This is a genomic window from Dehalobacter restrictus DSM 9455, from assembly GCF_000512895.1.
Classification (GTDB): domain Bacteria; phylum Bacillota; class Desulfitobacteriia; order Desulfitobacteriales; family Syntrophobotulaceae; genus Dehalobacter; species Dehalobacter restrictus.
The window spans coordinates 757,153-771,889 of record NZ_CP007033.1; the positions used below are offsets into that span (position 1 = coordinate 757,153).

17 protein-coding genes are annotated in these 14,737 nt (G+C 45.2%); 7 read left to right on the plus strand and 10 right to left on the minus strand.

Annotation, left to right across the window (positions count from 1 at the left end; all coding sequences use genetic code 11):
- Positions 1-83 precede the first annotated feature (83 nt).
- The 5 genes from DEHRE_RS15625 to DEHRE_RS03660 form a co-directional block, all read right to left on the minus strand.
- Positions 84-233: a putative holin-like toxin gene (locus DEHRE_RS15625; RefSeq protein ID WP_353853131.1), complete on the minus strand. Its 150-nt coding sequence runs from the start codon at positions 231-233 to the stop codon at positions 84-86.
- A 477-nt stretch (positions 234-710) separates the two neighbouring features.
- Positions 711-1,880 (minus strand): ArsA family ATPase, encoded by a 1,170-nt coding sequence (locus tag DEHRE_RS03645; protein WP_019226204.1) that lies wholly within the window; start codon positions 1,878-1,880, stop codon positions 711-713.
- A gap of 12 nt (positions 1,881-1,892) precedes the next feature.
- On the minus strand, positions 1,893-2,123 hold the full coding sequence (locus tag DEHRE_RS03650; protein ID WP_019226203.1) for a hypothetical protein: 231 nt from the start codon (positions 2,121-2,123) through the stop codon (positions 1,893-1,895).
- Between the two features lie 13 nt (positions 2,124-2,136).
- Complete coding sequence (locus tag DEHRE_RS03655; RefSeq protein ID WP_019226202.1) at positions 2,137-3,306, minus strand: ArsA family ATPase; 1,170 nt, start codon at positions 3,304-3,306, stop codon at positions 2,137-2,139.
- A 151-nt stretch (positions 3,307-3,457) separates the two neighbouring features.
- Positions 3,458-3,928: a MarR family winged helix-turn-helix transcriptional regulator gene (locus DEHRE_RS03660; protein WP_141690648.1), complete on the minus strand. Its 471-nt coding sequence runs from the start codon at positions 3,926-3,928 to the stop codon at positions 3,458-3,460.
- Between the two features lie 317 nt (positions 3,929-4,245).
- Between DEHRE_RS03660 and DEHRE_RS03665 the strand changes: the two genes are divergently transcribed.
- Positions 4,246-4,932, plus strand: a complete 687-nt coding sequence (locus DEHRE_RS03665) for a DNA alkylation repair protein (protein WP_026071878.1) — start codon at positions 4,246-4,248, stop codon at positions 4,930-4,932.
- Between the two features lie 42 nt (positions 4,933-4,974).
- Here DEHRE_RS03665 and DEHRE_RS03670 read toward each other — a convergent pair whose 3' ends face one another.
- The 3 genes from DEHRE_RS03670 to DEHRE_RS03680 form a co-directional block, all read right to left on the minus strand.
- Positions 4,975-5,496 (minus strand): metal-dependent hydrolase, encoded by a 522-nt coding sequence (locus DEHRE_RS03670; protein ID WP_025205255.1) that lies wholly within the window; start codon positions 5,494-5,496, stop codon positions 4,975-4,977.
- Between the two features lie 239 nt (positions 5,497-5,735).
- A complete protein-coding gene (locus DEHRE_RS03675) occupies positions 5,736-6,068 on the minus strand; it encodes a hypothetical protein (RefSeq protein WP_025205256.1) in 333 nt (110 codons plus the stop codon).
- A 140-nt stretch (positions 6,069-6,208) separates the two neighbouring features.
- The gene (locus DEHRE_RS03680; RefSeq protein WP_025205257.1) at positions 6,209-7,573 is read right to left on the minus strand and encodes an aldehyde dehydrogenase; all 1,365 of its coding nucleotides are present in this window, start codon (positions 7,571-7,573) and stop codon (positions 6,209-6,211) included.
- A 148-nt stretch (positions 7,574-7,721) separates the two neighbouring features.
- Between DEHRE_RS03680 and DEHRE_RS03685 the strand changes: the two genes are divergently transcribed.
- Both DEHRE_RS03685 and DEHRE_RS03690 read left to right on the plus strand, forming a co-directional pair.
- On the plus strand, positions 7,722-8,456 hold the full coding sequence (locus DEHRE_RS03685; protein WP_025205258.1) for a type II toxin-antitoxin system prevent-host-death family antitoxin: 735 nt from the start codon (positions 7,722-7,724) through the stop codon (positions 8,454-8,456).
- A gap of 37 nt (positions 8,457-8,493) precedes the next feature.
- Positions 8,494-8,688 (plus strand): YwbE family protein, encoded by a 195-nt coding sequence (locus DEHRE_RS03690; RefSeq protein WP_025205259.1) that lies wholly within the window; start codon positions 8,494-8,496, stop codon positions 8,686-8,688.
- A 2-nt stretch (positions 8,689-8,690) separates the two neighbouring features.
- Here DEHRE_RS03690 and DEHRE_RS03695 read toward each other — a convergent pair whose 3' ends face one another.
- The gene (locus DEHRE_RS03695) at positions 8,691-9,614 is read right to left on the minus strand and encodes an RluA family pseudouridine synthase (protein ID WP_025205260.1); all 924 of its coding nucleotides are present in this window, start codon (positions 9,612-9,614) and stop codon (positions 8,691-8,693) included.
- 229 nt (positions 9,615-9,843) lie between these two features.
- Between DEHRE_RS03695 and DEHRE_RS15180 the strand changes: the two genes are divergently transcribed.
- The 4 genes from DEHRE_RS15180 (at position 9,844) to DEHRE_RS03710 (ending at position 13,401) form a co-directional block, all read left to right on the plus strand.
- The gene (locus DEHRE_RS15180) at positions 9,844-10,275 is read left to right on the plus strand and encodes a helix-turn-helix transcriptional regulator (RefSeq protein ID WP_242837030.1); all 432 of its coding nucleotides are present in this window, start codon (positions 9,844-9,846) and stop codon (positions 10,273-10,275) included.
- Positions 10,206-10,757 carry a helix-turn-helix transcriptional regulator gene (locus DEHRE_RS15185; RefSeq protein ID WP_242837031.1) on the plus strand — a complete coding sequence of 184 codons (552 nt, stop codon included), beginning with the start codon at positions 10,206-10,208 and terminating at the stop codon, positions 10,755-10,757. The genes DEHRE_RS15180 and DEHRE_RS15185 overlap by 70 nt, the downstream gene beginning before the upstream one ends.
- 100 nt (positions 10,758-10,857) lie before the next feature.
- The gene (locus DEHRE_RS03705; RefSeq protein WP_025205261.1) at positions 10,858-11,319 is read left to right on the plus strand and encodes a GyrI-like domain-containing protein; all 462 of its coding nucleotides are present in this window, start codon (positions 10,858-10,860) and stop codon (positions 11,317-11,319) included.
- A 240-nt stretch (positions 11,320-11,559) separates the two neighbouring features.
- On the plus strand, positions 11,560-13,401 hold the full coding sequence (locus tag DEHRE_RS03710) for a cell wall-binding repeat-containing protein (RefSeq protein ID WP_242837032.1): 1,842 nt from the start codon (positions 11,560-11,562) through the stop codon (positions 13,399-13,401).
- Between the two features lie 2 nt (positions 13,402-13,403).
- Here DEHRE_RS03710 and DEHRE_RS03715 read toward each other — a convergent pair whose 3' ends face one another.
- Complete coding sequence (locus DEHRE_RS03715) at positions 13,404-14,522, minus strand: aldo/keto reductase (protein WP_025205263.1); 1,119 nt, start codon at positions 14,520-14,522, stop codon at positions 13,404-13,406.
- Positions 14,523-14,737 lie beyond the last annotated feature (215 nt).

The following is a 14,737-nucleotide window of genomic DNA, read 5'->3' on the forward strand; positions in this document are numbered from 1 at the left end:
TACATGATTCCTCACAACAGCCGCTTTGAGGGCGGTCGGCATTAGTAAACGGAATAGACCGTTATCATTTGCAGGTTGGCGGTCTATTTCCTTTTATGAAATGATAGTATCAAAACGACCAAAGTCGCAAATGAAACCATCAACATCAAAGCTTGAAATACTTCCATGGGCATCACCTCCTTTCCGGAGGGAATGCCGACCGCCCTGCACGCCATCTGTTGCAGGGCTATCATAACATATATTTACAAAATATTCCATATATTTAGAGCGTATAAAAAACAAGTGAATGATTTTTTAATCAAAGCGATGCAGGAGAGAATGTAGTTTTTTTCGATAACCTTCTATTTTGGGACAACCAATAGGATGTCTACATAAGATAGTATTGGGAGACGAAAACAGAATGTAGGAGATGATTATATGTATCTTTCCGGTCTAGCGTTTCTCCCTTTTCTGGCCAAATATATTATACGAAAACCTGTAGTCGCGCCGATTAATAATACGGTGGGGATAGTATCGCCCATATTAGCAGGAACGCGTCATTGGCCGCCAAGCCATAGGCCGCCTGCTTATCATCATCCGCCATGTCATCCACCTGTAAGACGGAGGCGTGGTTGCTGCTGCTAGATTTTTTAAAGAAACCCGAGGGAGAATTCCCTCGGGTGTTTTAATACATCGATATGCTTGTTGACATATCCAGTGGTGGGAAGTGATCAAGCATGATGATGATTAAACCGGATCTGCAATTTCCCCTCATCAAGCTTGGCGGAAGTAATCTGTTTATTTAATAAATGCGGTGGCAGCATCATGCACCGCTTTTCATTTTTTATGGTGATTTGAATCTCGCCGCCGGCCTGAGAAAGCGCCATTTCCGATTTGTCGGCAAAGGGCAGGTGGAAAATCAGGACATCCTGATCGTTATCCCGGAAGGTCTCCATTAGCCGTGTCCGGCATAAAACGGCCTCCGGATTCATTTTACCGTAGAGATCCCCGATCTGGGCCAGTACGGGAACCGATTTGAGTTCGTGTTTCAGCAGATTCAGGTAAAAGACGGGAAGATCAGCAAAGCTTTCCCTGATTTCGTTCAAGCCTTCATTTTGAAGTTCGACCCAGCGGTTGAAATAGCCGGATAGCGCTTCCTGCGGAAATACTTTATTGACGATGATGCCGTCTACCTGGTAATCAAACAGGCTCAGCCAAGTGAAGCTGCGTTTTGTTTCCTTGATGACGATTTTTTCAGGCGTCGTCACGAGGCGCACGGTGAGGACTTCTTTGTTGAGCATCAGGGCCTGAAGACGTTCGAGCTTAGCCATCAGCTTCGTCAGGTCTTCAAAGACATTATCTTTGGGCATCGGCACCTTAAGGACTTTTTCGACGACCGGTCCGGCAATCTTGACGGCCTGACGCTTCATGGGAAGAATTTTGCTGACGATTTCCCCGAGCATTTCCGGGTATTTCAGCAGGTTCAGCGTTTCACCCGTTGGGGCACAATCGACGATGATCACGTCATACTTTTTCTTTTCGTAATAATCCAACACCGTAAATAAGGAGAACAGCTCTTCAAGGCCGGGAAAAATGAGGAGTTCTTCCGCTTCAATCCCGCCCTCGGCCCGTGACAGGATCATTTGCTTGATATAGGATTTTAAGCTTCCCCAAGCTTTTTCGCTTTCCTTGACGACGTCGATTTCCAGGGCATCCAGGTTGGGGATGACTGCGGTTGGTTCACTGCCAAGCTTCATGGCGAGTGAATCAGACAAGCTGTGGGCTTGATCGGTGCTCATTAGGAGTACGCGGTGGCCTTCATTGGCCAGCCTAATGGCGGTTGCAGCGGCGACACAGGTCTTGCCGACACCGCCTTTTCCGGTATATAAAATGATACGCATGCTGTTTTCCTCCTAATTGATGGTTACCGAGTGAACGTTGCTGTGAGTTTCAGGTTGGTCTGTGTTTTTTGAGGTTTCGGAGCCGTCCATCAGGTATTCCAGCAGCAAATCTTTAACTTCTTTTTCAATGACGGACAGATGGTGTCTGACGTTCTCAGGCATCAAGGTTTCCAAGGCTTCCTTTTGCAGCCGTTTCGCTTCGAGCATTTTTTGGATGAATTCCGGATTAATGGCGGTATTCATGATATGACCTCCTTTATTTTGGTTCGAACCGTACAGTGAGCTTGCCATCGGTTAACTTGGCGGAGTTGACCAGGTAGTGGCGAAGGGTTGCGGGTTTTGGAATGCTGCGTTTGAAGTTCCCGATTTTCAAAATCAGATCGGTTGCGGACTCGTTGAAACGGATGTCGCCTTTTTCCACAAATGGCAGATCCAGGACTAAGGCATAGCCTGTTTCTGTCTTTTCATAATGCTCACCCGCTGATGGCGGCTGCAGCTCAAACAGAGGACTGCTCTCAGCAAGGATTTCCGCCAGGCGTCCGATGCCGCCGACACCGTTTAAATCGCTGTCAAACCAGGGGATGCGGCGGATAGTCCTGCCGGTAAATAAACTTTCAAGTTCCTCGGTGTATCGCGTCTGGATGGCGATCCATTCATCAAAAAACGGATTATTCAGATCCTGCGGTAAGATCCGGTTGATGAAAAGACAGTCCACATTGAAGCCGTAAAGATTCAAATACATGAAGTTGCGCTTCGTTTCTTCCACAACCATCTTTTCAGGTATGGTGACTAGGCGGATGGCCGTTGTTGCGGGATCTTTCAGAAGGGTCTGAAATTCAAGGAGTGTTACGTAGAGTCTCTCGATATCCGTCATGGCCTGCCGGTCAGGCAGCTGTACTTTGAAGACTGTTTTGGATATCGGGGAAAGGATCCTTAGCGCTGCCTTGCCGATCGGGAACATTTTCTCCATGTACCAGGACAGCAGTTCGGGAAACTTAAGCAGCGCCAGTGTTTCGCCTGTGGGCGCGCAGTCGACGATGATGCGGTCATAATGGCCGCTTTGATGAAGCGATAAGATTTTAAGCAAGGAAAACAGTTCATCCATACCCGGAAAAACAGCAATCTGTTCCAATTGTTCACTGGCCATGCCGCTGGAAGCAACCAGGCGGAGGAAGGCTTGTTTCATATCCTTGAAGTCGTTTTCCATAACGTCATGCGGATTGATCTCCAGCAAATGAAGGCCGTTATCCAGGGCCGTGATCTCACTGCCGAGTGTCAATTCAAATAAGTCGCCCAGATTATGGGCCATGTCGGTGCTGACAAGAAGCGTTTTCCGGCCATCACCCACGGAAAGCATGGCATGGGCTGCAGCGACACTTGTTTTACCGACGCCGCCTTTGCCTGTAAAGATCAAAATCGTACCCATCTCAAAAACTCCTTTCTTAGATTCGACAGACGAATAGTTCCATGATGGAAGTATTCGTTCTAAAGCAGACTGCCCGTCCGGCAGCCTGAGTCACAATCGTTAATCGTAATCAATCACTCATTGATCATTCAGTTGATGTTCACTTGAAGACTCACTCGATGATGATTTTTCGTATCGTCTGCGCGGGACTGTTCATCGCTTGGAACTGCTCCTTTTGCATAACAGAGATGACTTTCTCGATGATCGTGAAGATCAGGGCTGTTTCCTCGGAGGTCAGCTCGGAAAGAACCTTTTGTCCGTATTGCCTGAAGGTCGTAAGAATCTGTCGGATCTGATTCCTGCCGGACGCACTGAGACGAATGGTTACGACACGCTTGTCATCTTCATTCCGCTCGCGGCTGAGCAATGTTTGCTTCTCCATGCGGGAGATAATGCCGGTTGCCGTGTTTAGTGGAACACGCAGATACTGGGCGACCTGCGACATGGTGACATCCTCTTGGCGATATAAAAGCAGGAGGACGAGTAATTCATTTTTGGTGACGTTCAGCAGAATATTCGCCCATAACTCATTGGAGATCAGCGGTCTGATCCGGTCGATGAACTGAAATAGGGTATCTTCCATTAAGAGTTTTTCAGCATCCAAACTTAGTTCCTCCTTCGAAGTAATTTAATTCTACTCCGGAACTAAATGGACGTCAAGAGGAAAATTGTCGTTCAAAAATCTTACAATTAGTATGTGATTTAACTTAGGTATGGTATATACTATAAGCAAAGAGGAACCATGCTGATACCTGATTCCTCGTAACAGCCGCTTTTGGGCGGTCTATTTCTTTTTAGTGAAGGATATTGTTGATTAGGAGAATCCTATGGAAACAAATGATGCACTTACTCGGTTAATAAATCCCAGAATAACATTCTGTTGATGAAAGGGATAACGATATGAGCAGCAAAGAAGAGATACTGCGCCGGCTATTCGAGCTGCAGGATCTGAAATACAAAGAGTTTGCGTGCAAACTTATGCCGACGGTGAACCCGGAAAACGTGATCGGCGTCCGCACGCCGGATCTGCGGAAGCTCGCCAGGGAGTTTTCCAAAACGCCGGAGGCTTCGGAGTTCCTCAAAATCCTGCCGCATGCGTATTATGAAGAAAATAACCTGCACGGTTTCCTGATTGAAACGATCAGGGATTATGATACTGCTGTTGCCGCCGTTGACGAGTTTCTGCCGTACATAGACAACTGGGCAACCTGTGACCTCATTTCACCGAAGATATTCAAAAAGCACCTGCCCGAACTCTACGAAAAAATCAAAGTATGGCTGGTATCCGGCCGGACTTATACGGTGCGGTTTGGGATCGGAATGCTGATGCGCTTCTATCTCGATGACGATTTCCAGCCGGAGATGCTTGAGCTTGTGGCGGTTATCCGGTCAGACGAATACTATGTCAACATGATGATCGCCTGGTATTTCGCAACGGCATTGGCCAAGCAGTACGAAGCGGTCTTGCCGTACATACAGGAACAGCGTTTGGAGAAGTGGACGCACAACAAAGCTATCCAGAAAGCGATTGAGAGTTACCGGATCGGCGACGAAGCAAAGGCGTACCTGCGGACGCTTAAAACGTAAGTCTCTATGTATCCATGTGCCGGGCGGCCGAGTCACTGCTCTTTATAGTACGCCATTTTGGAGGAAAGCCTTAGCCCTATGGTGTACAATCAATTTTCGGATGAAATACAGGATGATGATAAACCCCGTAATCTCCGGCACATAAGATGCCGGATCGGTCATTAGGCTGGTCAAATCTGCTTGAAGCCATGACCCTTCTGTTGACGCATAAAATTTCATGCCGTAAAGCGGCCAATAAAATGTCTCCGGAATCATCCACATGGCGTCAAATATGTCATGGAAAAGACAGCTTCCGGTCAACACCAACCAACCACTTTTTTGATATCTATGCCAACGATAGTATCCAATCCCCAATAAGAGAAAGATAAACAATAACGTGTGTGCAAATACTCTACCGGTATGGAAGGTTTCGGCAAACAAAAAACGGCCGATAGGTTTATCAATCAAGTCGGGCAAAATGGACCCGACGAAGACTACTCTGTAATCAATTTTGATGTCTCCTAAGGATTTTTCGGCTGCTTTTGCAGCTAATCCTGTCAATCCTAAATGTCCGAAGAAAATCATATCTTGCTCCCTGATTGCAAATCACAGTTTATCGCTGGTATGGTCAGCGGTAAGGCTTCTTATTGTCAGTTACATCCTAATCGCCGGATATATTGTACCACGAAATAAAGGATCATTGCCAAAATCCATGCCGATGAAATCATTTGACAAAAAAAATAAGTGCTCAAAGGGATCAGTATTGAGGTGAATAGTAAAGGAAAGGGCAAGAATAATCATGTTGTCAGCAGGGTGTCTATCCGCTACTGAAGAGCTTTTTCCTTGTTGCTATGGTGTTCTTCTATCCTCTGCTTTAGCTCTTCAACCGTTATGCCTTTTTTTTCAGCTATTTCCTTAAGTTTCGCTTCATCCATTTTTCCGTGGCCTTTGCAGCATTTACCTTCCGCCATCCGCTTTTTCAGTTCTTCGACCGTAATACCTTTTTTCTGGGCGATCTCCTTGAGCTTTGCCTCTAATCGAACTTTAGCTTCTTCCTTAGAAATTCCCTTTTCTTGCGATATTCTGTCGATCATTTTGTCATAGCAGGACGGGGATTGTACGTTCGGGCTATTCTGCTCCGTAGCAGCAATTGCCACGAAAGACAATGACAAAGTAAAAATTAAAGCAACGGTTAGGGATAATGCAATTAACTTTGTTTTGTTAATTATAAGCCCTCCTTTATTTTAACTTGCCCTTTCCAGTCTTTATTTTAAGCAGCTTAGAAGGAATCATACTTCTACTTCAAAAAACGCTTGATTAGTTTGAACTTTCCATCTGTATAAGGGTGATATCTCATGGACAGATCAAGCCAAGTGGACTTTTTGACAATGCTGCGATAATGGGTGAAAGTATCAAAGCTGAGTTTGCCATGATATTGACCCATGCCGGAATATCCCACACCGCCGAAGCCCATGTGCGGTGTGGCTAGATGGATGATCGTATCGTTGATACAGCCGCCGCCAAAGGAACAGGTCTCCAGGATTTTATCCTCCATCGCTTTGCTTGAAGTGAACAAATAGAGCGCCAGAGGCTTGGGATGACTCCGGATATATTCAATAACCGTTTCGATATCTGTATAGGTCATCACGGGTAAAATGGGACCGAAGATTTCTTCCTGCATGATGGGAGATTCGGGCTTAACGTCGATCAATACGGTTGGCTCAATAAAACGCCTTGGCTCGGCATATCCGCCGCCTATAGCCTTGCTTTCGCCGTCCATCAGCCCGACAAGGCGCTTAAAATGCTTTTCATTTACAATCACCGGCATGTCGGACATATCTGACGAAGGGAAAAAATCCTTCAGGGCATTGGCGTATTCGGTTAGAAAGCGATCCCTGACGGATTCATGGATCATCAGATAATCTGGTTCGACACAGGTTTGCCCGGCATTAAGCACTTTGCCGAAGGCGATACGCTTTGCTGCCAGACGCAAATTAGCTGTCTCGGTCACAATAACAGGGCTTTTTCCTCCCAGCTCCAACGTCACAGGTGTGAGGTTTTTGGATGCGGCCTCCATGACGGTTTTTCCTACGGCCACGCTTCCGGTGAAAAAGATGGAATCGAATTTTTCATCCAGCAGCACCTGATTTTCATTTCTGCCGCCCTCGACGACTGTGATATACGCAGGGTCAAAAATATCCGAAATTATTTTAGCTAAAACGCGGCTGGTACTCGGAGTATAAGCGGAAGGCTTGAGGACTGCACAGTTCCCGCCGGATATTGCACCGATTAACGGTTCAAGGCAAAGATGTATCGGGTAATTCCACGGTGCTATAATCAGCACTACGCCATAAGGCTCTGGTGATAGGAAGCTCTTGGCGTGGAACTGGGAGAGGGGCGTTCTGACCTTGCGTTCTCTTGACCATCTGGGCAGATGGCGAATATGGAATCTGATTTCATCCAGTACAATACCGATTTCCGTCATATAGGTTTCGAAGGGTGGCTTATTGAAGTCCTGCATCATTGCAGTACATAGACCATCCTCATTTTCGCGCAAGGCACGTTGTAATTTTCGGAGTGCCGAGATTCTGAATTCTACAGGGCGGGTCTTGCCGCTGAAAAAATAGCGGTGTTGGTTTTCGGTGATTTCATGTATTCCCATTGAACGACTCCTTTCTCGGAAGAAAGCGAGATCATTCTCGCTTTATAAAAATGTGAGAAAAGAACATTAGCTAATAATAAATTGACGTAGTAGCTAATATTTTTTATAATAATACCTAAGTTAGTAAATCCAGGATGAAGGTGATCTTATGCGTATCAATACCACAGATATGCAAAATGCTTTTGGAAAATATCTTTCTCTGGTAGAGAAGGAAGATATTATTATTACCAAGAACGGCAAGAGTGTTGCCAAACTCATCCGTTATAACGAACCGAACTATTTCCTTGTCCACGAAGAAGCAAATACATATCGATCGACAAAAACGGTGAGCTATGAAGAATATATGGAGCTGGTTGATTCCTCTGATCAAAGGTACGAACTGATCGACGGTGAGATTTATCTGTTAGCTTCATCTTCCTTTACCCACCAGGTGGTTGTTAACGAAATATCCGGTCATTTTTATAACTATTTTAGGGGAAAACCTTGTCGATCCTTAACCGCTCCGTTGGATATACGGCTTTTCGGTTATGCGACCAAGTTTGAAGAAGATCCGAATGTTGTCCAGCCGGATGTCATCGTGATCTGTGATGAAGACAAGGTTAATGAAAAGAACAAGTATGAAGGCATACCGACTCTGGTGGTCGAAGTCTTGTCTCCTTCGACCAAAGGCAAAGATCTGGTTGCCAAATTAAATCTCTATATGAAAAGCGGTGTTTTAGAATACTGGGTTGTAAGTCTGGAAAACAAAAGCATTCTTCAATACGCTTTTTCTAAAGAAAGAGATATAGACAATCTAAGGAGTTTCCAGCAGGGAGATACGATTCAATCGACTGTCTTTCCGGATTTGGAAATACTTTTATCTGATATTTTCTCTGAGATTTAGCTGCCAGAAAATTAGCAATAAGTAGGTGTTCATATTGATGGATGGAAATAATCGTGCAAATATTAAGCCCGGCACACACGTTTTTATCGTACAAAAACAAGATCAGCGAACAGAAAAATTGACCGAAGGAATCGTTAAAGATATTCTAACGAATTCATCGAATCATCCTCATGGAATTAAAGTCCGGCTAAGTAATGGCATTGTAGGTCGAGTAAAGCAAATCATTCCTTAGGATTACTTATTTTGTTTTTTATGAAAAAAACTCAAGAACTCTTTAGGAATCGGACTTTCAAAATGCATAATTTCATTGGTTACCGGATGCTTGAAAGCCAGGATGTGAGCATGAAGTCCTAACCGGTTGATGCTGCTCTTTATTCCTCCATATTTTATATCCCCGATAACACTGTGCCCGATATCTTGCATATGAATACGTATTTGATTTTTGCGGCCGGTCTCCAGTTTTACCTCCAATAAAGAATAGGAATTGTTTTTTTCCAATACCTTGTAATGGGTCACGGCTTTTTGCCCCCCATTGGGAGTCTTGCTAGAGTACATTCGAAGCGCTTTATTTTCCGTTAACCAAGAGGTGATGGTCCCTTGATCGTCGGTTAGGGGACCATGAACAACCACGGCATAACTTCTTTCCAGAACAACTTCCTTCCAGGCGTTTTGGAGTTTTTCCTTTATCTCTTCGCTTTTGGCAAACATCATGACCCCGGAGGTTTCTCTATCCAGTCGATGTACAACAAAAACCCGACTCTGATTATCTCTTTTTTTGATATGTGTACTTAAAACATTATAAGCTGTTAATTCCTTTTCTCTGTCGGTCGCGATTGAAAGCATTCCGGCAGGTTTTTCTATGATGATAAGATATTCATCTTCAAAGAAAATCTTTAGCCCCAGGGGCTTGAGCTCTCTTCTTTCTTGATAGACTTTGCTCCGATTAATGTTAACCTTTTGACCAGCAACCAACGGATAGTTAAACAAAGTTGTTACTTCGCCGTCTACAGAAATCTGGCGATGGGCGAGAAGTGACTTAATAGAGTTTCTCCCTTGTTGTGGCAACTGAGCGATAAGGAACTTTAACAATTCATTTTCTTTATCAACGATAAGGGAAGCTTGTTTCTCTGGACGATGTTTGGTATTTGCTTTTTTCATCTGTTAACCCCTTCATGATCATATTATTTTGAGTAAGCGAGAATCTTTCCATAAGATAATTGCCATTATGATAAAAAAACTCTGACATTTTAGTATTAGCTATTATTGAATAAATAGCAATAGGCGAGATTTTCTATCAGCCATTTGGCCTCCTATATATTTAATTATTGCATTTAATCTGTTGATGGTATAAAATAACAATAGAACATATGTTCTAAGAGGTGAAACGATGAAGATCAACCGGCTTTTGGAAATGATTATTCTTTTATTGAATAAAGGGACCATCACTGCCGGTGAGCTCTCCGACCGGTTTCAGGTATCTGTGCGGACGATTTACCGGGATATTGATATTCTATCCACGTCCGGGGTTCCGGTGGTGATGACCAGAGGCAACGGCGGGGGAATATCGCTGCTGGAGGAGTATTCTCTGAGCAAGGTCATGATCAGTGAGCAGGAGAGGGACGGTTTGCTGCTTGCTTTGCAGACCCTGCAAGCTACCGGATATCCGCAAAGCGAGGATATCCTGACAAAACTTGGAGCGGTGTTTAAGGAGCCCTCCCGCAAAGATCGGATCGAGATTGATTTCTCTTATTGGAGCACACGCCCAATGAAAAGAATAAATTCAACGATATTAAAGAAGCGATTTGGCAGCGCAGGGTAATTTCCTTTGATTACGTAAATTCCAATGGCCTAAAAAGCAGCCGTTCGGCTGAACCGGAGAGGCTGCTGTACAAAGGCCATACCTGGTATTTAATTGCTTACTGCCGCAAGCGGGAAGGGCACCGCATTTTTCGTCTGACCAGAGTTAAAAATGTTATGGTCTTGGAAGAAACATTTACCCCGAGGCTTTGTCCGGAATGGGAAGAAGAGGCAAGCGGCCTACCGGATTCTGTCCATCTTAAACTAAAGTTTCAGCCCAGGATCTTAAACCGGATTTACGATGATTTTGCCGAAGAACTCATTACAAAAAATGAGGACGGCACTTTGGTCGTCGAGGTGGACTTTCCGGAAGATGAGTGGGTCTATGGCTATATCCTTTCTTTCGGCAGCTATGTTGAAGTATTGGAGCCCGTACATATCCGGCGAATCGTTACCGAACGGTTAAAACAGGCTTTAGAAAAATACGAAGCTCCTCAAATATGACATCCTATTGTCAATGCATTCCAGTAAGATAGAGGTAGTGAAAACTTAGAGATAGTGAAAACTCAATGGAACAAAAATATTTGAAAGGGAGAAAAGTGTCATGTTTCAAATTGAACTTTCGGAGCGTAAAGCTCAGCCTGCCCTGGTGGTCACAGCGAAAACGACCGTGGCCGAACTGCCGAAAGTGATCGGCGAAAGCTATGGGAAAATCATGGGGTATCTGAATGAACTCGGTGTCCAGCCGGTCGATGCTCCGTATACTGCCTACTACAACCTGGATATGGAAAACCTGGATGTAGAAATGGGGTTTCCCGTTGCTAAGCTTTTCCCGGATAAGGAGGAGATTCATGCTCGGGAGATTCCAGCCGGCAAATCTGCCAGCTGCATTTACAAGGGACCCTATAGCGGGATGGAGCAGCCTTATAACGAAATGTTCCGCTGGATCGAAGAAAATGGCTGCAAACCGGCTGGCGTGTATTACGAATACTACTGTAATGCGCCCAGCGATGTTCCGGAGAGTGAGCTTCTGACCAGAATTGTAATGCCCATTATTGAAAAATAAAATCCTGGGTTCATAAAACCTCCTTACAATTTCTGTTTGGAGGTTTTACATCTATTTCTAGAAGAGGAAAACATATCAACTGGTGGTGAAAGGAATAAATATAGTACAATTCTCTTATGGAAACATCATGATTTGACAAGAAATAAAACAAAAGAGGAAAGCAGATTGTACATAAAATTATTAAGACACCTTCGATCCAGTGGATTACTTATATTTTGTTTTCTTTTTTTCACCGGATGGATGACAAGCTCAGCGAATGCAGATACGACTCAAATCGATCGAATCTATGGTTCAGACCGTTATGCGACAGCGGCAGCCATTTCCCAGAAAGGATGGGAATCGTCGGAGTATGCTGTCTTGGCCCGCGGCGATGACTTTGCAGACGCTCTCTGCGCCGGGCCACTGGCGGCGAAGTATCATGCTCCAATCCTGCTGACGGAGTCTGAATCCCTGAATGCTGATGCACAGAGTGAGATTCAACGGCTTGGTGTCAAGCGCGTATTTATTACAGGCGGGACTTCGAGCATCTCTGCGGAGATTGAGATAACACTGCGTGAAGCCGGTGTGATCGAGATCATTCGTCTCGCCGGTAATGACCGCTATGAAACATCGGTAAAAATCGCCAGAGAGTTAAACAGCAACAAGATGATTCTGGCGACAGGGAAGAATTATCCGGATGCACTCTCCATTGCGGTGGTGGCAGCTCAAGCGGAAATACCGATCTTACTCGCCGGTAAAGACAGGCTGCCGCAAAGCGTCAAGGAATATGTGCAAAAACAGACCATTGAGCAAGCCTATATTGTTGGAGGTACAGGCGTAATCAGCGAGGGGGTAGCCCAACAAGTGCCGGAAGCTTTCCGGTTAGCTGGTTCTGACCGTTATGCCACCAATGTAGCGGTTTTAGCGTACTTTTCCGGCCAATTGGATTTTTCCCGCTTGTTTGTTGCTGTGGGTGAGGGGCCCAAAGGAACAGAGTTCGCCGATGCTTTAACTGGTGCTGTACTGGCTGCTAAATCATCATCCCCGCTTATTCTCGTGCGTGACACCCTGCCGGAGGTTACGCAAAAATATCTTAAAGGGAAGATCACACCTTTTACGGTGGTGACGGGACTTGGCGGAGAGAATGCAGTTAAATTTCCGGTCCTGCAGCGGATCATTAATTTAGCCAATACCAACGATGGCGAACTTTCAGTATCTCCGGCGAGTACAATCGCGGGAGCCACCAAGAATATTTACCTGGTCTATCTTCCTGGGGAAAACATGAACAACGGAACCGTGGAGTTCTTCCTTCCGGATAAGTACTTGGCGATAGCCGGGCAGGATAAAATCACGATAAACGGAGCCATGAATGCATTAACCCCTGAACAGATTTTCGATGCTGGACAAAGGGTCAAGATATCGGGCCTGAACGTTACGACCGGTCAAAAAATAATCCTGACACTCAATGACAAAAGCGTTCAGGACATTGGCAACTATAATTTTAAGGTTATTGCGGATGCAGATGGTTCAGGAATTCTCAGACCAAGCACAGGAAGTCTCACGGAGTCAAGGACGCTTCCGGTCCGTTTCCCGAGTCTTAAAGTGGGGATACAGCTGCTCTCTTACAACCGGCCGACTACGCCTTTATCCCCCCAAGGATTTGTCATTCATTCCACAGCGGATCCTGGGGCCACCGCACAGAAAATAGTTCAATATTTTAATTACCCCAACCGTTATTCCTCTACCCATTATGTTGCGGATTGGACTGAAACCGTGCAAATGATTCCGGAAGACGAAATGGCCTGGCATGCTGCCCGAACAGCCAACCAAAGGTACCTTTCCGTAGAAATGTGTGAACCGGAAGGAAATCAGCCCGAGCAATTTAAAAAAGTTTGGGATCAGACCGTTCTTTTGGTTGCAGACGCTTGTATCCGATATGGTTGGGACCCCCAAAAAGATATCTTCAGTCATATGGATATCTCTTATGCCTATCGGGAAACAGATCATATTGATCCAATCCCGTTCCTTAAAAAATATAACAAGACCTGGCAGGATTTATTGAATGCAATTCAAGCTAAGATGGTTGAACTGCAAACGAATTAATCCTATTCCGAGAGAGCTGCGGCATCCTTTAACGTGTCAATAATATGGATTTGCTGAGGACAGACGTCTTCACAGTTGCCGCAGGCAATACACGCGGAAGGCTTTGTGCTGCCCAGCATCAAGGCAATTTGATAAGTCCTTTTGGCACCTTGTAAATCACCGAAGATCATATTCCGGTTCAAGGCATCTAAAAAAACCGGTATGTGAATTTGCTGTGGGCATCCTTTAACGCAATACGCACACGAGGTACAAGGAATAGAGGGAATCGCACGGAGAGCCTCCCGTGCCCGTACGATCACGGCCTTTTCTTCCAGACTCAAAGGCCGGAAATCCTCCATATAGGAAAGATTATCTTTCATCTGCTGGGAAGTAGACATCCCGCTGAGCACAGTGATGACATTGTCCAAAGAAGCGGCAAAGCGAATGGCCCAAGATGCCAAAGAGGCCTTAGGATCAGCTTCTTCAAATATCTTCCGGACACTGTCGGCAGGGTTTGACAGTACGCCGCCCTTGACGGGTTCCATGATAATGATCGGTTTATTATGATTAAGTGCCACTTCATAGCATTGGCGTGACTGAACGGATTCGCTTTCCCAATCAGCATAGTTGATCTGAAGTTGGACAAATTCTGTCTCCGGGTGTTCAGTCAGGATACGGTCGAGTAAATCAGCCTTGTCATGGTAAGAAAAACCGATATGACGGGCAAGTCCCTTCTCTTTCAGCTCCAGCATATAATCCCAGATACCGAAGTCGTCAAAGACTTTCTTGCGGCTTTCACTCACATTATGCATCAGATAGTAATCAAAATATCCGGCTCCTGTGCGCCGAAGCGAGGTATGGAGCATTTCTTTCGCATCTTTGGCAGTGGCAGCCGCCCAGGCCGGAAGCTTGGTCGCAAGTTGAAAGCTCTCGCGGGGATAGCGGTCAACAAGGGCTGTCTTGATGGCCTCTTCCGATTTCCCATTGATGTAGCCGTACGCCGTATCAAAGTAAGTGGAACCCTTGGCCATGAACAGATCAACCATTTCTTTGGTCTGCGCAAGGTCAATTTCTTTTTCGATTATCGGAAGCCGCATCAGTCCAAAACCGAGCTTCCGTATATTTTTGCCTAAATAGTCCATGATTTATCTCCTGGCACCGTTCACGTGCAATAAAAATTTTCAATAAATAGAGAATAAAGTAGATTTGCCATTCCGTCAAGCATACGGCAGGGGAGGTATGTATAGCTCTAAGTCAGGCTCTCTGTGTCGGGGAGTATTGGATAATTGATTCCAAAATTGTTCCATGTTGAATCTTATTTTGCTTCTGCTAGAAATATCTTATAATGGTATTGACC